Source organism: Bacteroides sp. QWL-09 (assembly GCF_058683585.1).
The window spans coordinates 2,462,654-2,482,331 of the sequence record NZ_CM178748.1 but is presented as its reverse complement, the minus strand read 5'-3'; the positions used below and the strand labels follow the sequence as shown (position 1 = coordinate 2,482,331).

The following is a 19,678-nucleotide window of genomic DNA, read 5'->3' as shown; positions in this document are numbered from 1 at the left end:
GATTATTTCACTTCACTCCCGGGTTTTACCTCTTTTTGAGGCATAATCACGGCCAGCGAACCATCGTTGTTCTCTGCACTGAGAATCATGCCTTGACTTTCGATACCTTTGAGCTTACGCGGAGCTAAGTTAGCAATGAAGCAAACTTGTTTACCCACAAGTTCTTCCGGTTGATAATGTTTGGCAATGCCCGACACAATGGTACGAGTTTCTAATCCGTCGTCAATCTTAAACTGAAGCAGTTTGTCTGCTTTAGGAACTTTTTGACATTCCAAAACCGTACCGACACGGATATCGAGTTTTAAGAAATCGTCGAAGGCCACATTCTCGCGGATCGGATTTGCTTTATAGTTGGCTTCTTCATTTGCTTTTTTGGTATCCAACAACTTTTGTACTTGTTCTTCGATGGCTGAATCTTCGATCTTTTCGAACAACAGTTCCGGCTTGTTGAGTTGATGACCTGCAGGAAGTAGATCATGACGTCCGAGCTCTGCCCAGTCGAAGCTTGCCATGTTCAACATGTGTCGAAGTTTCTCCGAGCTGAAAGGTAAGAACGGTTCGAAAGCAATAGCTAAGTTGGCTACGAGTTGCAAAGAGATATTTAGAATCGTACCGACACGTTCCATGTCTGTTTTTGCCAACTTCCAAGGTTCTGTGTCTGCTAAATATTTGTTGCCGATACGAGCTAAGTTCATTGCTTCTTTCTGAGCATCGCGGAATTTGAAAACATTCAATAACTTTTCAACCTCAGCTTTTACGTCGGCAAACTCTTTTAACGTCTCGTGGTCATAATCAGTCAACGTGCTGCAAGCAGGAACTTTCCCGTCGAAATACTTTTGGGTCAGTACCATGGCACGGTTGACGAAATTACCATAAACGGCTACTAGTTCGTTATTATTACGGGCTTGGAAATCTTTCCAAGTGAAGTCGTTGTCTTTAGTTTCCGGGGCATTAGCTGTTAAAACGTAGCGAAGTACGTCTTGCTTACCAGGGAAATCGATCAAGTACTCGTGTAACCATACCGCCCAGTTGCGTGACGTCGAGATTTTATCTCCTTCGAGGTTTAAAAATTCATTACTTGGCACGTTGTCGGGTAGAATATAGCTTCCTTCAGCTTTCAACATGGCTGGGAACACGATGCAATGGAATACAATATTGTCTTTTCCGATGAAGTGTACCAAGCGAGTTTCAGGATCTTTCCACCAAGTTTCCCAAGTGTCCGGAAGCAACTCTTTAGTGTTTGAGATGTAACCGATGGGGGCGTCAAACCAAACGTATAACACTTTACCTTCGGCACCCTCTACCGGAACAGGGATACCCCAATTCAAGTCGCGGCTGACTGCACGAGGCTGCAAGCCCATGTCCAACCAACTCTTACATTGTCCGTATACATTTGGACGCCATTCTTTGTGATCTTCCAAGATCCATTGGCGCAACCAATTTTCGTGTTTATCGAGAGGTAAATACCAATGTTTAGTTTCTTTCATCACTGGTTGGCTACCGCTGATTGCACTTTTGGGATGAATCAAATCGGTTGGCGAGAGTGAGGTTCCACATTTCTCGCATTGGTCGCCATAAGCACCCTCAGCATGACAGTGTGGGCATTCTCCCGTGATGTAACGGTCGGCTAAAAATTGATGTGCCTCTTCGTCGTAATATTGTTCGGATGTCTTTTCAATAAACTCGCCCTTGTCGTAAAGGTGTTTGAAGAAATCGGATGCCAACTGGTGATGAGTTGGTGAGGAAGTACGACTATAAACGTCGAACGAAATCCCGAAATCCTTGAATGAATCCTTGATAAGGGTGTGATAGCGATCGACCACGTCCTGTGGAGTGATGCCTTCTTTCTTTGCACGAATGGTGATAGGTACACCATGCTCGTCGGAACCACCGATGAACAAGACCTCTTGTTTCTTTAATCTCAGGTAGCGTACATAAATATCTGCCGGTACATATACTCCGGCCAAATGGCCGATATGGACTGGACCATTAGCATACGGTAAAGCCGACGTAACGGTCGTTCTTTTGAATTTCTTTTCCATTCTATCGTGTGTGAAGTTATTTCTGTGGGCAAAGATACCGAAAAAGCTTTGAAAATCATTGGGGTTGGTTTGGAAAAAGAGGAAGACTGAAGTTATTCTTCTCGGTTTGGCACTCCAAAGATTCCTTTTTTAATTCGAAACGATTCAAACCGTTGTTTATTTCTTTTTGGTCGATCTTTATGTCGGTCTTATCTGTTTATATGATAAGGTTTTACAGAATGGCTCATTAATAAAGGATAGAGAGGAGAAGTGAACTCTTGTTTTAACTGCTGTAGAGAATTATGGTTAGAAGTGTGATGAGGCGTGTTTCGTGCTTTTTTACTCTTTTCTTTCGATTTTTCAGATAATAGTTGGAGTCTATGAAGAATTTCTTAAATTTGCGGCAAACAGATGTTAAATTATAACCTTGTGGTTAACAAAATAAATACTCCTATGGATAAAAGTAAAATTGTTGGCGAGAAAATAAAGACCTTACGTGAGAGTAAGTCTATCGCTTTGGAAGATTTGGCCGAACGTTCCGGATTGGCTATAGAGCAAATTGAGCGCATTGAGAATAATGTTGATATTCCTTCATTGGCACCGTTGATTAAGATTGCCCGCGTTCTTGGGGTGCGACTCGGAACGTTTCTCGATGATCAAGACGAGATGGGACCGGTGGTTTGTCGGAAGAAAGAGGCTCAAGATGCCATCAGTTTTTCTAATAATGCTATTCGCTCACGCAAGCATATGGAATACCACTCACTGTCGAAGTCTAAAGCCGACAGGCACATGGAACCGTTTGTAATCGATGTGATGCCTACGGAGGATAGTGACTTCATTCTGTCATCACATGAAGGTGAGGAGTTTATCATGGTGATGGAAGGCGTGATGGAAATCAGTTATGGTAAGCACACTTATTTGTTGGAAGAAGGGGATAGTATCTATTACGATTCGATCGTGCCTCATCATGTTCACGCTTACGAGGGTAAAGCTGCTAAGATCTTGGCGGTGATTTACACTCCTCTTTAATCTTTTGATCACGACAAAACGAAACAACATTTTATGGATAAATTATTTGATCGTACGTTGGGCGATTGGCTGGAGCATTGGGCTTCGGTTACGCCCGACAAGGAATATATCGTGTACGCTGATCGCGACCTTCGCTTTACTTGGAGTCGTTTCAATCGCCGTGTGGATGACATGGCTAAGGGATTGATGGCTATTGGTGTGGAGCGTGGGACACACGTTGGCCTTTGGGCGGCGAATGTGCCGGACTGGCTGACGGTTCTTTACGCTTGTGCTAAGGTTGGCGCGGTAGCGGTGACGGTAAATACCAATTATAAGCAGTCGGAGCTGGAATATCTTTGTCGTCATTCGGACATGCATACGCTTTGTATTGTGGACCGTGAGAAAGATAGTGATTTTGTCGATATGACCTATGAGATGTTGCCCGAACTTAAAACATCGGAACGTGGACATTTGAAAAGCGAGCGCTTTCCGATGATGAAGAATGTGGTCTATATCGGACAGGAAAAACATCGGGGGATGTTTAATACTCCGGAACTTCTACTTCTGGGGAACAACGTGACCGATGATCGTCTGGAAGAAGCTAAGCGCTTAGTCTTGGCTCATGATGTGGTGAATATGCAATATACTTCGGGAACAACCGGCTTTCCTAAGGGAGTCATGCTGACTCATCATAACATCACCAATAATGGTTATCTGACTGGCGAACATATGGCTTTTACAGCAGAAGATAAACTTTGCTGTTGTGTACCTCTCTTTCACTGTTTTGGAGTCGTTCTGGCTACGATGAACTGTTTAACTCACGGATGTACACAAGTCATGGTGGAGCGTTTTGACCCGCTGGTCGTACTTGCTTCTATTCATAAAGAACGATGCACCGCTTTGTATGGGGTGCCCACTATGTTTATTGCGCAATTACATCATCCGATGTTCGACTTATTCGATTTGCGTTCTTTGCGAACCGGCATTATGGCCGGAGCATTATGTCCCGTGGAATTAATGCGCCAAGTGCAGGAGAAAATGTATATGCGGGTGACTAGTGTTTACGGGCTCACAGAGGCTTCTCCTGGCATGACAGCTACACGGATTGATGATCCTTTCGATGTGAGGTGCCATACGGTAGGACGTGATTTTGCTTTCACAGAGGTTAAGGTGATTGATCCGGAGACTGGTGAAGAGTGTGTGGATGGTGTGCAAGGTGAGATGTGCTGTCGCGGTTATAATGTCATGAAGGGGTATTATAAAGATGAAGAGGGTACTGCGAATGCGATCGATCGTAACGGCTTCTTGCATTCGGGCGATTTAGGGGTTAAGGATGCAGAGGGCAACTATCGAATCACGGGAAGAATCAAAGATATGATAATCCGTGGTGGAGAGAATATCTATCCGCGCGAGATTGAAGAGTTTTTGTATCATCTGGATGGGATTAAAGACGTTCAAGTGGTGGGATTGCCTTCGCCTAAATATGGTGAGGTTGTTGCGGCCTTTATTATTTTGAAAGACGGAGCCTCATTAGTCGAATCGGACATACGCGATTTCTGCAAATCAAAGATTGCCCGTTACAAGATACCGAAGCATGTTTTTTTTGTGGATCAGTTCCCGATGACCGGTAGTGGTAAAATTCAAAAATTTAAGTTGAAAGAGGTCGGACTGATGCTTTGTGAGCAACAAGGAATTGAGATCATTTAGTCTTGAGGAGTTTATTTACTCTGAGAAAAAAGGGTTCGGAGAATAATGGATTAAGCACGAAGCTAAAATGATCTAGCTTCGTGCTTAATTATTTTTTTAGGGTTGGTCGTCCCCATTGGCTTTGATGAGTGCAATGAGGTGTTCAACGGCATGTTCCTCAGGAATGTTTTTTTCCACGCAAACTTTACCTTTATAGAGACTAATCTTTCCTCTTCCTGCGCCGACATAGCCATAATCAGCATCGGCCATTTCACCCGGGCCGTTCACAATGCAGCCCATAATGCCGATTTTTAATCCTTTCAAATGGGATGTTGCTGCTTTGATGCGAGCAATCGTGGCTTCTAGATCATAGAGGGTGCGTCCGCAGCCTGGGCAAGAGATATATTCTGTCTTTGAAGTGCGTACTCTTCCGGCCTGCAGGATACCAAAGGCTGTGGCATCGATGGTATCGTGATTTAGTCCTCCCTGATTATAGAGGAAGAGACCATCGCATAGACCGTCGAAAATCAGTGCGCCCATATCGGCTGCAGCTTTGATCTGTAAATCTTCGGCCACTTCTTCGGCATAGTGTTGGAAGAAGATTACCGGTTGTGTGAGGCCTTCCGATGTGAGTTGGTGTACCAATGCCCGGTGTTCACCTAATCGGTTAGGATGGTTGCTCTGAGCAATAATGACGACCTCCGGGTGTGCTTTTAAACAAGCGATAGCTTCGTCATCCAATTCCATATACGACAAGAATAAAAACTTCATAGCGCTTTGGCAATCTCCGATGAAGGGGAGTTGAGCACGATTAAAAGCGGGGTAAGTTTGAGGTTCGCCCGACCAGACATCGGCATCGAGAATATAACCGACACCTTCTTCGATAGAATTAGGCAAGGCTCTTCCGGCGTAAATATAGTCGGGAGTAAACTGACGATTGGTAGGGAATTGCCCGTCTAGGCGATCGGCTACAACAACCGGTAGATGATGGCCACCAATAGATCCTACGGCAACCGTCTGACGGCGCGTAGGAGATAGATAGTCGAATGTCGGTGTTTCCGGGCCGGGGATATAAGGATGATCTTGCCGTTGCAAGATGTAATCGCGTAGCTTCCGGGCAACGGGTATCTCTGCTTCGGGAGCCTCACTCAATGAAACGCGTATGGTATCGCCTAAGCCATCACTTAAAAGGGCTCCGATACCTAAGGCCGATTTGATGCGGCCGTCTTCACCATCACCAGCTTCGGTGACCCCAAGGTGAAGGGGAAAATGCATCCCTTCTTTTTCCATAATCTCAGCCAATAAACGTACGGTTTTGACCATAACAACGGTGTTCGAGGCTTTGATGGAAATCACGACGTCCATGAATTGTTGTTCGATGCAGATGCGTAAGAACTCCATGCACGACTCGACCATTCCCTCCGGGGTATCGCCGTAGCGGGACATAATGCGATCGGAGAGTGATCCGTGATTGACGCCAATACGAATGGCAGTATGATTGGTTTTACAGATATTGAGAAAAGGAATGAAACGTTCGCGGATTTTCTCGATCTCCAGAGCGTACTCTTCATCGGTGTATTCTAGTTGCTTGAAGGTTCGCGCGGCATCGGTATAGTTCCCCGGATTGATGCGTACCTTTTCAGCATATTGAGCGGCGACTTCGGCTACTTTAGGATTGAAATGTACATCAGCTACGAGTGGAACCATGTATTGGCGACTGCGAAGGCCAATATTGATGTTCATGAGGTTTTCTGCTTCCCGAACGCCTTGTGTTGTTAAACGAACATATTCTCCTCCGGCATCTACGATACGCATCGCTTGCTCCACGCAAGCCGTGGTATCCATCGTTGAACGGTTGGTCATTGATTGGATGCGAATAGGATTGGAGCCGCCTAAGGGAACAGCACCGATATGTACTTCGGAAGTCTCTCTACGAGAGTAATTGAATAAATCCACGGTTATTGGTTTTAGTTTCTAATCAGATGTAGTCGGATTTGAACCGACTACGTTTAAGGATTAAACGACCGAGGCAGAGAAACTGTTCCGGTCGTTTATTTTATTTTTCCAATCGTTTGGGTTAATTGGTTTTGTAGTCGTACTTAATCTCTTGCAACTCGTCGTTTGCTTTGACGATTTTCTTTTTGAGTCCCTCTTTGAAAGTGATGAATTTCTCTTCTAAATCCTTGTCTTCAAGTGACAGCATCTGTACGGCAAGAATGGCGGCATTGAGTGCACCGTTGATGGCTACAGTAGCCACAGGGATACCCGGAGGCATTTGAGCTATGGCAAGAAGGGCATCCATACCATCGAGAGATGATTTGATTGGAACACCAATCACTGGTAATGGCGTAGAGGCGGCAATCACACCTGGTAGGTGAGCAGCCATGCCTGCTGCGGCAATGATGACTTTAATCCCCCGTTTATGGGCGTTTTTTGCAAACTCTTCCACAGCTTCTGGCGTGCGGTGAGCCGAAAGAGCGTTCATTTCGAACGGTACGTGCAAATCATTGAGTAGTTGAGCGGCTTTTTCCATGACCGGAAGGTCGGATGTACTACCCATGATGATACTAACGATTGGATTCATGCTAATCACTGTTTTTTAGAGTGTGTTGCTCCTTGGAACAACACACAGGTTTATAATAAAATAGTCTATTAACTATTGATGAGGCTCTTATAAGCTTCTGCGTCTAATAGGCCTGCTATTTCATTAACATCGGTTGGTTTGAGTTTGATCAACCAGCCTTCACCGTATGGATCTTGGTTGACTAGCTCAGGATTTTCCTCCAATGCTTCGTTAATCTCTAATATTTCGCCTCCTACTGGTAAGAACAAGTCGGAGATTGTTTTTACAACTTCAATGGTACCGAATGTTTCGCCGGTTTCAAGGGTTTCGCCTACAGCAGGGATATCAACGAATACAATGTCTCCCAATTGATCTTGGGCATAGTCAGTGATGCCGACATAAGCGATATCGCCTTCCAAACGAATCCATTCGTGTTCGTTGGTGTACTTTAAGTTTTGTGGAAAATTCATAATCATTAGTTTTTAAGATTTATAATACGTTAAAATAAAAATATTCTGAATAAACTGTTCAGCATGGGGTGTAAAACCAATAAGGCACAAATAAACCCTGCTGCAAATCCATATAATACTTCACCTAAGGTGTGATGACCTAAGATGATCCTTGCACTTCCTAATACGCCTGCAATTAGGATAAACAGACATAACCACCAAATGGGGTTATATCCAAATAATGCACTGAAAGCGACCAATCCACCAATAACACCCCCCATGCCGGCCATATGCTCACTCAACTTCCATTTGAGGTTGACCACAATGCAGATGAGTAAAACGATGAGCGAAGATAATATAATTCCGATCATGTACCAAGGAATATTTAATTTGCGCATCATTAGCAAACAAAAGATGTAAGAGATGATGGTGAGTAGGATGGGGACATATCGTTTCTTGCGCTCACTAAGCTCATGAAAGGCAAAACCATTGATCTTCCGAAACAGAAAGATCGTGATCGTGGGCGTTAATATCGTGAAGCAGTACACAATGCCTAATACGACTAATTTATATTGTATCGGCATTATACGTAAATACGAGAATAGGAACAAAACCAGAAACGCCAAAAACGGAATAGAGAAAGGTGTAAAGATCATTGAAGTCACTCGGGCAATGCGTAGGAGTGATCTATCCATTATGATATGTTCTTTATTCATATGCAAATTGAGGTTTGAGTTATTTTCTTAAGCGGGCAACAGGAATACCTAGTTGTTGTCGGTATTTGGCAATGGTTCGTCGAGCAATGGGATAGCCTTTCTCTTTGAGTAGATCGGCTAATTCATCATCGGTAAACGGTTTCTTTTTATTCTCGTTGTTAATAAAGTCTTGAAGAGCTTTTTTAATTTCTCGGACCGACATTTCTTCGCCTTCATCAGTGGTATAACCTTCGTTGAAGAAATACTTTAAAGCGTAGATTCCAAAATTGGTTTGAGCATATTTACTGTTGCTGACGCGTGAAATCGTTGAGATGTCGAAGCCGGTCATTTCGGCTATATCTTTCAGGATCATTGGGCGTAGTAACGATTCATCCCCGTGAACAAAGAATGGACGTTGGAAATCAATAATTGCTTTCATGGTGGTCATCAGGGTGTTTTGGCGTTGCTTAATGGCGTCAATAAAACCCTGTGCCGCGTCAATCTTCTGTTTTAGGAAAAGCATGGCCTCTTTCGATTCTTTCGATTGATTGGCTTTGTTTGCGGTATGTTCCTCCAGCATCTCTGTAAAGTTACGACTCATGCGCAATTCTGGAACGTTCCGATTGTTCAAGCTGATGTTGATACTTTCATCATCATAGGTCTCAATGATAAAGTCCGGTACGATCTGTTGGAGATTACGTCCGATACTTTCACCAAGGGCAGCGCCGGGACGTGGGTTCAAGTGTGTGATTTCGGTGATTGCCTCGTTAAAGCGTTCTTCATCAAGATTTAACTTTTTAATGATTTTATCCCAATGCTTACGGGTAAACTCTTCGTAACAAGTTGCAATGATTTGTTCTTCAATGGCAAGTAGTTGGTTATCTGGCTCTTCCTCCTTTTTTCGAGAGAGCTGTATGAGTAAACACTCTTGTAAGCTTCGTGCCCCAAGCCCTGCCGGATCAAAATCTTGAATAATTTGTAATACCTCTTCCAATTCGTGAGTCGTGGTCTCGATGCCGATGTAGATAGCTAGCTCATCGCTAATATTCTCCAGAGATTTGCGTAATAGGCCATCATCATCGAGTGAACCGATCAGGTACTCAGCAAGTTGGTGCTGATGATCTGTTAGCGGTCTCTCACCTAACTGTGTTTTGAGGGTTTCGTAGAAAGAAATCACGTCCGAAAAAGGTATTTCTTCAGCCTTTTCCTCTTTCGAACGGTTGTTTTCCTGTAGTTTATAATCAGGGATATCGTCTTCACTCAAGTAGTCTTTCAGATCATCATAGTCTCCGTTCTCCTGTTCCATGTTTTGGTCGGACTCTTTATCGAAGCTATCATCAAACGACTCTTCTTCGTGTCCTTCTTCCAAAGCCGGATTTTCCAACAACTCGGCACGAACCCTATCTTCCAGTTCAATAGCCGGAAGTTCCAACAACTTGACCACTAAGACTTGTTGTGGTGATAAGGTTTGTACCTGTTGTTGCGCCTGAGACTGTACTTGATTTGAGCTTTGTGCCATAAAATCTAGCCTTCTTTTATTTCTTGTTGCAAAAATAGCTTTTTAGCGACAGATTACACAGCATCGAGGTCAAATTTTATCGCAAAGCTTCCACTTCTTCAGGGGTAAGTGGTATCTTTTTCCCTAATAAACGTGCTCCGGTTGCTGTAATCAGATAATCTTCCTCATTACGGATACCTCCGAAGTCCTTATAACTCTCCACTTTGTCGTAATTGATAAAGTCTGTAAACTTCTTTTCAGCTTTCCAAAGATCGATCAATTCGGGGATAAAGTAGATGCCTGGTTCTACGGTATGTACAAATCCTGGTTCCAAGGGGATAGCTAAACGTTGCGATTTACGTCCGAATTGTGTGCTTTTCGGTTGTCCGTTATAGCCGACCCATAGCTCTCCAAGATTTTCCATATCGTGTACATCAAGTCCCATCATGTGACCTAACCCATGAGGGTAGAAGAGTGCATGAGCGCCTTCGCGTATAGCGTCATCGGCATTCCCTTTGGTTAATCCCAGCTGTTTCAAACCATCGAACATGACTTTAGCCGATCGTTCATAGACTTCCATATAAGGTATTCCCGGGCGTAGAGCTTCAACCGAAGCGGTATGCATGGCATTCTGTATGCAATAGACTTCGCGTTGGCGCGAGGTGAATGTTTTATCAGCCGGAATGGTCGACGACATATCACCGGCATAACCTGAAGGTACTTCTGCTCCGGCATCAATTAGGAATAAGTCGCCTGGCTTCACTTGATTGCCATGATAGTGGTTGTGTAACGTTTGTCCGTTAATGGTTGCAATGGTCGCAAAAGAGAGTTCACAGTTAGCAGCCATAGCGACCCGGTTCATCTCTGCAACGACCTCATATTCGTACATCCCGGGACGAAGGACTTTCATTGCTGCGATATGCATATCGGCAGTAACGTTGCAAGCTTTTTCAATCTCGACAATCTCTTCGTCGGTTTTATAATTCCGTTGGGCGACGACTGCACGGATAAATGGCACAGAAGCCTCTTGTTGATTGGGCATCAATCCGAGCCAATCCATGAGTTTAAGTTTATGTTCCGGACGATAAGGAGGGAGAAAATGAACGTCTCGTCCTTGTGCACGACATTGTTTCAAATAACCGATCACCTCATTTGCTGGCTGAGTCTGCATGATACCCACTTGCTGGGCTTTCTCTTCCAGCGTTGGTTGGATACCCATCCATACAATATAGTCGATGCTTAATTCATCACCAAAGATGATTTCTTTGTCCTCATCAATATCAATAATAGCAGAGAGTCCCGGTGAAGAGATTCCAAAATAATAGAGGAAAGTTGAGTCTTGACGATAGCGGAACGTATTGTCGGCGTAATTTAAGCCACATTCCTCATTTCCTAAAAACAACAACACGCCGGAACCACATTTTTTCTTTAATGCAGCTCTGCGTTCAATATACGTTTCTTTACTAAACATAGTGTTTGATTTTTTTTAAGTTTATCTACAAAGATAAGATTTTTCAATTAATAGTTGAAGCTACTTCCGCCTAAGAATTCTCTTAATAAAGAAGTCGGTGGTATTTCATTATCACGTATTGGTGTGAAATATTGAATAAACTTCAATAGTCGGTAGGCCTCGCTGTATTCGGGGCAATTGCGTGGTACGCTCATCAAGATGGGTTCAAGGTGTAGACGTAGTGCTGCTAGTTCGAATAATAAGGCTGAATTGAACATGACGTCGGCATTTTCTTGATAAGGGAAGATCCATTTTTCCTCCCCTGTACGCACGCTTGCCCAACGCGAGATGGTTTCACGCGCCGAGTAACCTCTATAGTTGTAATCCCGGATGATCCGGCGCAGTAGACGATTGTCGGTCGTTGGAATCCAGTTATGGTCGTCGAGTGATATGGTGGTCAATGCCGAAACATAAACATTAAACTTGTTGATGGCAGGGATCTGTGGGGTTAGCTCCGGATTCAAGGCATGAATACCTTCCAGAATAAGAATGGTGTGGCTGTCGATTTTCAGCTTATCGCCGTTAAATTCTTTTCTTCCGGTACTGAAGTTGAATCGTGGAATTTCCACTTCCTCACCATCGAGTAAAGCAAGTAGTTGTTTGTTGAACAATTCTAGATCTAGGGCATACAATGATTCATAATCGTAGTTTCCGTTTTCATCTCGAGGAGTCTGTTCCCGATCGACGAAATAATTGTCGAGTGAAATGGGGTACGGACGCAGGCCGTTCGTCATTAACTGAATGGATAGGCGCTTGCTGAAAGTGGTTTTTCCAGAAGAAGAAGGTCCGGAAATTAATACGAGCTTGATGCGGTCACCGTTTTGCTGGCGACAATAGATGGTGTCGGCTATTTGAGCGATCTTCTTCTCTTGCAAGGCCTCAGCTACGTTAATTAGACTAGTAGCATGTCCCTCCTCACAAGCGATGTTGAAATCGCCGACATTGCTCATGTTCATGATGTAACTCCAATTAAAATATTCTTTGAAGACATCGAGCATTTTTTCTTGTTTGATGACTTCATCCGGTTCGCTTGGATCGAACTTGTTGGGGATTCTTAAGAGCAATCCGTCGTAATATTTAATGATATCGAACACGTTGATATAACCGGTTGAGGGTAACAAACTCCCATAATAACAGTCGACTGTGTCCCCCAACATATAATAATAGGTGTAAAGTGAACCGGATGATTCTAAGAGCTTTACTTTGTCGTCCATTCCCCTTTCGCTGAAAATTCTGACTGCTTGAGTGGTGTGACATTCGAATCGACGGAAAGGAATATTCTCGGCAATGATCTCTTTCATGCGTTGTTTGATGCGTGTGACATCTTCGAGTGTGATCGGGCGACCTAATTTCAAATTGCAAAAGTAACCTTTAGAAACAGGGTGTTCCACGAACAGTTTCCCTTCAGGAAAAAGCTCGTTCACAGCTTTATATAATACGAAACATAACGAACGAACGTAGGTTCGCATCCCAGAGGGATCGCGCACATCAAGAAATTCTACATCCTTATTGTTATAGACCTTGAACATTAAACCTTCGGTGCGGTTATTTACCTTTGCGCTAACCACTTGGAAGGGTAAATCCAGATTAAATCCTTTATAAATATCCAAAAGTGAGCTTCCGATAGGGAATTCTTTATAAATATTATTATTTTTGCAGCAAATTTGCACAGTCTCTATCATAACTAAATGAATTTTGAATGAATATGAGATAAATATATCATTAAAAATGTTAGAGAACAAACAACCATTAAACATATTATAAATGGACTATTCTTTTTATGATTTTTTAAAGCTCATTGGTTCTTTAGGGCTTTTCCTCTATGGAATGAAGATTATGAGCGAAGGCTTACAAAAGGTCGCGGGTGACAGGCTACGAGGTATTTTGACTGCAATGACCACCAATCGGGTGACAGGGGTACTGACCGGTGTGTTAATCACAGCACTCATCCAATCTTCGTCCGCAACAACAGTGATGGTCGTCAGTTTTGTCAATGCCGGCTTATTAACATTATCGCAATCCATAAGCGTCATTATGGGAGCCAATATCGGTACAACGGTTACGGCATGGATCATTTCTCTCTTCGGCTTTAAAGTCGACATCTCAATGTTCGCTCTTCCTCTATTAGGCTTAGGCATTCCTCTCATCTTCTCTAGCAAAAGCACGCGCAAATCTTTCGGCGAATTTATCTTTGGTTTTTCTTTCTTATTTATGGGCTTAGCCTTTTTAAAGGAAAATGTTCCTGATTTGGCTCAAAATCCTCAAATGCTTGCTTTCATTCAGAATTATACCGACATGGGGTATCTTTCTATTCTGTTGTTTTTATTGCTTGGTACTGTAGTGACAGTCGTTGTGCAATCTTCTAGTGCAACGATGGCTATTACTCTGATTATGTGTTCAATGAATTGGATACCTTTTGAGTTGGCAGTCGCTTTGGTTATGGGAGAGAATATCGGAACCACCATTACGGCTAACTTAGCTGCTTTAACAGCTAATACTTCAGCTCGTAGAGCGGCTTTGGCGCATTTCATTTTTAATGTGTTTGGCGTTTGTTGGGCACTCATCTTATTCTATCCGTTTACTAATGCGATTTCATGGTTTGTCGATACGTATATGGCAAGTTCGCCGGAAGTGGCAGTATCATTTAAACTGTCGGCTTTCCATACGGCATTTAATATTTGCAACGTCTTAATCATGATTTGGTTTGTGAAATTGATTGAACGGACCGTTTGTACACTTATTCGCAAGAAAAAAGAAGAAGAAGAACCTCGTTTGCGATTTATTGCCGGAGGTATGTTGTCTACAGCTGAATTGTCTATTCTTCAGGCGAGTAAAGAGATTCATTTGTTTGCTGAACGCACCCATCGGATGTATGGTATGGTGCAAGATTTGTTGCATACGGAGAAAGATGATGACTTTAATAAGCTATTTAGCCGAATAGAGAAATATGAGAATATTAGCGATAATATGGAAATCGAAATTGCTAATTATCTCAATCAAGTCTCTGAAGGACGTTTGAGCTCAGAAAGCAAACTGCAGATTAGAGCCATGTTGCGAGAGGTGACTGAGATCGAGAGTATCGGCGATAGTTGCTATAATTTGGCACGTACCATCAATCGTAAGCGTCAAGCTAATTTCCAATTCACGGACAAGCAGTTCGATCATATTCACTTAATGATGAAGCTGACTAACGATGCTTTGGCTCAAATGATTTCAGTGGTAGAAAAAGATGATCATAAGGGCTTGGATATCAATAAATCATATAATATCGAAGCGGAGATTAATAATTACCGTAATCAATTGAAGAATCAGAATATCCTTGATGTGAACAACAAGGAATATGATTATCAAATGGGAGTCTATTATATGGATATTATCGGTGAATGCGAGAAATTAGGTGATTACGTTATTAACGTTGTGGAAGCTGCTACAGACGTGAAAGAACGTAAAGCGTGATAAGCTAAATGAAATAAAAAAGTTGCGGCGAATGTTTTTAACGTTCGCCGCAACTTTTTTTATTAGTCTTCGTAAGGTTCGAAATCTTCTTTTCCAACGCCACATAGCGGGCACACCCAATCATCAGGGATATCTTCAAATGAGGTGCCGGGTTCGATGCCACTATCCGGATCACCTTTGGCCGGATCATAGATGTATTCACAAACGATGCAAATATACTTTTTCATTCTTTTGAGGTTTTATTTGTTAATTGTCTAAACTAATTAACGTCTAATTCGTCGTATTGTTCATCGATTAAGTCCCTTGGATATTCTTAAATAAGCTCTTTTAAAAAGTGATGAGCCGAATTTTGCCGAGCATAAAGGTCAACTTGTTGGCTTTCATTTTTATTTTGCTAGAAAAAACTTTCTATCATAAGATAAAGTTGTATTTTTGCATGGAGAAAACAAAAAAGTAACTTTCTACTAACATGACTGATCCCAAAGACGATTATTCGCATTCCGGATTAACCGATGCTGAAGTTCTGAAGAGCAGAACGATTAATGGTGTAAATCTATTAACTCCCCCTAAACGTCCCTCATTATGGAAACTCTATCTTGAAAAGTTCGAGGATCCTGTCGTTCGAATTCTTCTTATTGCTGCCTTTTTCTCTTTAGTCATTGCCGTGATCGAGAATGAGTATGCAGAAACGATCGGGATTATATTTGCGATCTTTTTGGCCACCGGCATTGGTTTCTATTTTGAATACGATGCCAATAAGAAATTTGAGTTGTTGAACGCGGTGAATGAAGAGACCCCGGTTAAGGTGATTCGTAACGGACAAGTCTGTGAGATCCCACGAAAAGAGGTAGTCGTTGGAGATATCGTTTTATTGGAGACTGGTGAGGAAGTCCCCGCTGATGGAGAATTACTTGAATCGATGGGATTACAAGTCAACGAATCGAACTTGACCGGCGAACCGGTGATTGAAAAAACGGTGAAGGCTGAAGAGTTCGATGAGGAGGCGACTTATCCCTCAAACCGAGTGATGCGTGGAACGACGGTAGTTGATGGACATGCAGTCATGCGGGTGATTTGTGTCGGCGATGCGACGGAAATTGGAAAAGTGGCGACGCAGAGTTCAGAACAGCGTACCGAACCGACGCCATTGAATAAACAACTCACTAAATTGGCCAATCTGATCGGGAAAGTTGGGTTTAGCGTGGCTGGTGCTGCTTTCCTCATCTTCTTGTTTAAAGATGTGATATTGGCTTTTGACTTTTCTTCTTTACACGGATGGAACGATTGGTTGCCTGTCGTTGAACGTACTCTGAAAATTTTTATGATGGCGGTGACGTTGATTGTTGTAGCCGTTCCTGAGGGTCTTCCAATGAGTGTAACACTGAGCTTGGCTTTGAATATGCGCCGCATGTTGGCGACCAATAATTTGGTGCGAAAGATGCATGCTTGTGAGACCATGGGGGCGGTGACGGTGATTTGTACGGATAAGACCGGGACACTGACTCAAAATAAGATGCAGGTGCATGAGGCCTCGTTTTATGCGTTGCCTGAAGAGGCACAGATTGGGAAATCCTCAATTGGGCGGTTGATTGCTGAGGGCATTAGTGCCAATTCGACGGCTTTTCTTGAAACACTCGACGATGGAACGGCAAAAGGTGTGGGAAACCCTACTGAAGCTGCTCTTTTGCTTTGGTTGAACGATCATGAGATTAATTATCTGACGTGGAGAAATGAGGCTAGAGTCGTCAATCAACTGACGTTCTCTACCGAGCGAAAATATATGGCTACCTTGGTGGAGTCGACTGCTGTTGAAGGCAAACGAGTGCTTTATGTCAAAGGGGCCCCGGAGATTGTCTTTGGGCATTGTCGACAAGTCTTGGCGGACCACAACCGGGAGGTCGCTTCAGAATCTTATCGCAATTCGGTTGATGAACTTTTGTTGAGCTATCAGCAAATGGCCATGAGAACGTTGGGTTTTGCTTATCAGATCGTGGATGAAACGGTCGATATAACGGACTGTGCCGAACTGGTGAGCAAAGGTGAGCTCACATTCTTGGGAGTGACAGCGATATCCGACCCGGTGCGTTTGGATGTGCCGGAGGCGGTGAATCAATGTCAATCGGCAGGAATTGGTATTAAGATTGTAACGGGGGACACTCCCGGAACTGCGACGGAGATTGCGCGTCAGATTGGTCTATGGAACGATAACGTGGATGCCGATCGTCATCGCATAACCGGTGTGGAGTTTGCGGCATTGAGTGAAGAGGAAGCTCTGAATCGAGTTCAAGAGCTTAAAATCATGTCGCGTGCACGTCCCACTGATAAGCAGCGATTGGTGCAGCTCTTGCAGAAGCGTGGTGAGGTCGTAGCGGTAACCGGAGACGGTACGAATGATGCTCCGGCTTTGAATCATGCCCATGTGGGCCTTTCGATGGGCACGGGCACATCGGTGGCTAAAGAGGCGAGTGACATCACATTAATGGACGACTCCTTCCATAGCATCGCGACGGCTGTGATGTGGGGACGGTCGCTTTATAAAAATATACAACGGTTTATTATTTTCCAGTTGACCATTAATGTGGTGGCTTTACTGATTGTGCTGATTGGTGCAGTGATTGGTACGGAACTTCCATTGACGGTTACTCAGATGTTGTGGGTCAATCTGATCATGGATACTTTTGCTGCTTTAGCTTTAGCTTCTATTCCACCCGATCCTTCGGTGATGGAAGAAAAACCGCGCAAAGGAACCGATTTTATTATTACTAACTCGATGAAATGGAACATCTTTGGAGTTGGATTTGCCTTTTTGATCATATTATTGGCGATGTTATATCGCTTTACGTATACCGGTGAGGGCATGAGTGCTGAACGCCTCACCGTCTTTTTTACTTTCTTTGTCATGCTGCAATTTTGGAATTTATTTAATGCACGAGTATCGGGTACGACCCATTCAGCCTTTAAAGGTTTGAGTAAATCGTATGGAATGGAATTAGTGGTGCTTGTGATCTTAGGTGGGCAGTTGGCGATTGTGCAGTTCGGTGGAACTGTTTTTCGCACGACTCCTCTCGACGGACAGACATGGCTTACGATTATAGGCGTTTCTTCACTTGTCTTATGGATAGGTGAACTGATTCGTCTGGTTCAGCGTTTAATTTCAAATAATAAGAAATGAGAAGAAAAGGAATTAAAAACCTTCTAATTGATTTTGGTGGTGTATTGATCGATCTTGACCGGGAGCGGTGTATCGAGAATTTTGAGAAGCTTGGCCTTGCGGATATCGATAAGATGCTTGGAGATTTTCATCATCAAGGGTTGTTTTTGCAGCAAGAAAAAGGGCTGATCAGCTCAGCGGAGTTTCGTACCGGACTTCGTGAACAGTTCGGTAAAGTGCCGACCGATCGACAAATTGATGCGGCATGGAATAGCTTTTTAGGGAGTATACCGAGCTACAAACTTGATTTACTCTTGAAACTTCGTGAGAAATACGTAGTTTATCTCTTGAGCAATACGAATGAGATTCATTGGAAATGGGCTTGTAAGCATGCTTTTCCTTATCGCACGTTTCAAGTTGAGGACTTCTTTGAGAAAACTTATCTTTCGTATGAGATGAAAATGGCTAAGCCTGATCCGGAGATTTTTAAGACTGTACTTGAAGATGCCGGAATTGAGGCCGGAGAGACCCTATTTATCGACGACTCCTTGGAGAATTGTGAAGCAGCCGAAAAATTGGGAATTATGACGTATAATGCGTCACCTGATGAAAATTGGGGACATTTGTTTAAACTGTGATTTAAGATTTAAAGAAGGTATGATGCAATTGATAACGAATAGGAGTGAAAAAACGGTTGAATCTTGTGTGGCTACTATTGGCTTCTTCGATGGAGTTCATATGGGACATCAGGCTTTGATTCGTCAGGTGAAAGCGATTGCCGATGCACGGCAATTGAAATCGGCTTTGGTGACGTTTCCTATTCATCCACGTAAGGTGATGCAGAGCTCGTTTTGTCCCGAACTGCTGACTACTCCTAACGAAAAGGTCTACTGGCTTTCACGGAATGAGGTGGACTATTGTTTCATGCTTGATTTTACTCCTGATTTGGCGAGCTTAAGTGCTGAAGAATTTATGCGGGAGGTACTGAAGAAGCAGTATCATGTGGCTTGTTTAGTGATTGGCTATGATCATCGTTTTGGGCATAATCGTTCGGAAACGTTCGAGGATTATGTGCGTTACGGGGCTGCTATTGGTATGGAGGTGGTATTGGCGGAGGCTTATGCTTCACCCTCGGTTACCCAAAATGGCTTAGTGGTGAATGTCAGTTCTTCTTTGATCCGTGAATTACTCCATAGAGGAGAGGTCGAGATGGCGGGTCGCGCTTTGGGCTATGACTATACTTTATCGGGAACAGTGGTTAGCGGCTACCAGATGGGGCGGAAGATCGGATTCCCAACGGCTAATATCGCTTTGGGTGATCCCGATAAGCTTTTGCCTCGTGATGGGGTTTACGCTGTTCGCGTTGAAGTAGATCATGCTTTATATAAGGGAATGCTTAATATTGGCGTTCGTCCAACCATGGACAATGGCTCGCAACGAAGTGTCGAGGTGCATATCCTTGGATTTGATGGCGATATATACGATCATTCCATTCGTCTGAGTTTTGTGAAACGATTGCGTGATGAGAAGAAATTTGACGGAATCGATCAACTTATTGCTCAGCTTCATTTGGATGCGGAGGCTGCCGATCAAGCTTTATAAATCGTTATTCTTTTATTTTTCTTGTCTTAGTGTGACGGG

At 43.4% G+C, this 19,678-nt stretch carries 15 protein-coding genes; 6 read left to right on the top strand and 9 right to left on the bottom strand.

What is annotated here, in order from left to right:
• Positions 1–2: 2 nt before the first annotated feature.
• A complete protein-coding gene (gene metG, locus AC4PG5_RS09855; protein WP_492030733.1) occupies positions 3–2,078 on the bottom strand; it encodes a methionine--tRNA ligase in 2,076 nt (691 codons plus the stop codon).
• 396 nt (positions 2,079–2,474) lie between these two features.
• Here metG and AC4PG5_RS09850 point away from each other — a divergent pair, with 396 nt between their 5' ends.
• Together AC4PG5_RS09850 and AC4PG5_RS09845 are read left to right on the top strand one after the other, a co-directional pair.
• Entirely contained in the window at positions 2,475–3,050 is a 576-nt protein-coding gene (locus tag AC4PG5_RS09850; protein WP_492028726.1) for a helix-turn-helix domain-containing protein, read from the top strand.
• A 33-nt stretch (positions 3,051–3,083) separates the two neighbouring features.
• Positions 3,084–4,736: an AMP-binding protein gene (locus AC4PG5_RS09845; protein ID WP_492028725.1), complete on the top strand. Its 1,653-nt coding sequence runs from the start codon at positions 3,084–3,086 to the stop codon at positions 4,734–4,736.
• Between the two features lie 96 nt (positions 4,737–4,832).
• On the opposite strand, the gene AC4PG5_RS09840 is transcribed toward AC4PG5_RS09845, so the two are convergent.
• The 7 genes from AC4PG5_RS09840 to AC4PG5_RS09810 all read right to left on the bottom strand — a co-directional run bounded on the left by AC4PG5_RS09840 (position 4,833) and on the right by AC4PG5_RS09810 (position 13,112).
• A complete protein-coding gene (locus tag AC4PG5_RS09840; RefSeq protein ID WP_492028724.1) occupies positions 4,833–6,671 on the bottom strand; it encodes a 4-hydroxy-3-methylbut-2-en-1-yl diphosphate synthase in 1,839 nt (612 codons plus the stop codon).
• 121 nt (positions 6,672–6,792) lie between these two features.
• Positions 6,793–7,299, bottom strand: coding sequence for a 5-(carboxyamino)imidazole ribonucleotide mutase (gene purE / locus AC4PG5_RS09835; protein WP_492028723.1), 507 nt, complete (start codon positions 7,297–7,299; stop codon positions 6,793–6,795).
• A gap of 68 nt (positions 7,300–7,367) precedes the next feature.
• A complete protein-coding gene (gene gcvH / locus AC4PG5_RS09830; protein ID WP_492028722.1) occupies positions 7,368–7,748 on the bottom strand; it encodes a glycine cleavage system protein GcvH in 381 nt (126 codons plus the stop codon).
• 29 nt (positions 7,749–7,777) lie between these two features.
• Positions 7,778–8,443: a hypothetical protein gene (locus AC4PG5_RS09825; protein ID WP_492028721.1), complete on the bottom strand. Its 666-nt coding sequence runs from the start codon at positions 8,441–8,443 to the stop codon at positions 7,778–7,780.
• Positions 8,444–8,462: 19 nt separating this feature from the next.
• Positions 8,463–9,941: an RNA polymerase factor sigma-54 gene (rpoN, locus tag AC4PG5_RS09820; protein ID WP_492028720.1), complete on the bottom strand. Its 1,479-nt coding sequence runs from the start codon at positions 9,939–9,941 to the stop codon at positions 8,463–8,465.
• 76 nt (positions 9,942–10,017) lie between these two features.
• Positions 10,018–11,391: an aminopeptidase P family protein gene (locus tag AC4PG5_RS09815; RefSeq protein WP_492028719.1), complete on the bottom strand. Its 1,374-nt coding sequence runs from the start codon at positions 11,389–11,391 to the stop codon at positions 10,018–10,020.
• Positions 11,392–11,438: 47 nt separating this feature from the next.
• Positions 11,439–13,112 (bottom strand): nucleoside kinase, encoded by a 1,674-nt coding sequence (locus tag AC4PG5_RS09810; RefSeq protein ID WP_492028718.1) that lies wholly within the window; start codon positions 13,110–13,112, stop codon positions 11,439–11,441.
• Between the two features lie 82 nt (positions 13,113–13,194).
• Here AC4PG5_RS09810 and AC4PG5_RS09805 point away from each other — a divergent pair, with 82 nt between their 5' ends.
• Positions 13,195–14,886 (top strand): Na/Pi cotransporter family protein, encoded by a 1,692-nt coding sequence (locus tag AC4PG5_RS09805; RefSeq protein ID WP_492028717.1) that lies wholly within the window; start codon positions 13,195–13,197, stop codon positions 14,884–14,886.
• Positions 14,887–14,948: 62 nt separating this feature from the next.
• On the opposite strand, the gene rd is transcribed toward AC4PG5_RS09805, so the two are convergent.
• Entirely contained in the window at positions 14,949–15,113 is a 165-nt protein-coding gene (gene rd / locus AC4PG5_RS09800) for a rubredoxin (RefSeq protein WP_492028716.1), read from the bottom strand.
• A gap of 242 nt (positions 15,114–15,355) precedes the next feature.
• Between rd and AC4PG5_RS09795 the strand changes: the two genes are divergently transcribed.
• From AC4PG5_RS09795 to AC4PG5_RS09785, 3 genes are read left to right on the top strand one after another with little or no spacing between them, the layout of a single operon-like run.
• Positions 15,356–18,058: a calcium-translocating P-type ATPase, PMCA-type gene (locus AC4PG5_RS09795; RefSeq protein ID WP_492028715.1), complete on the top strand. Its 2,703-nt coding sequence runs from the start codon at positions 15,356–15,358 to the stop codon at positions 18,056–18,058.
• On the top strand, positions 18,055–18,675 hold the full coding sequence (locus tag AC4PG5_RS09790) for an HAD family hydrolase (RefSeq protein ID WP_492028714.1): 621 nt from the start codon (positions 18,055–18,057) through the stop codon (positions 18,673–18,675). The genes AC4PG5_RS09795 and AC4PG5_RS09790 overlap by 4 nt, the downstream gene beginning before the upstream one ends.
• Before the next feature lie 22 nt (positions 18,676–18,697).
• Positions 18,698–19,639: a bifunctional riboflavin kinase/FAD synthetase gene (locus AC4PG5_RS09785; protein WP_492030732.1), complete on the top strand. Its 942-nt coding sequence runs from the start codon at positions 18,698–18,700 to the stop codon at positions 19,637–19,639.
• The last annotated feature ends 39 nt before the right edge of the window (positions 19,640–19,678 follow it).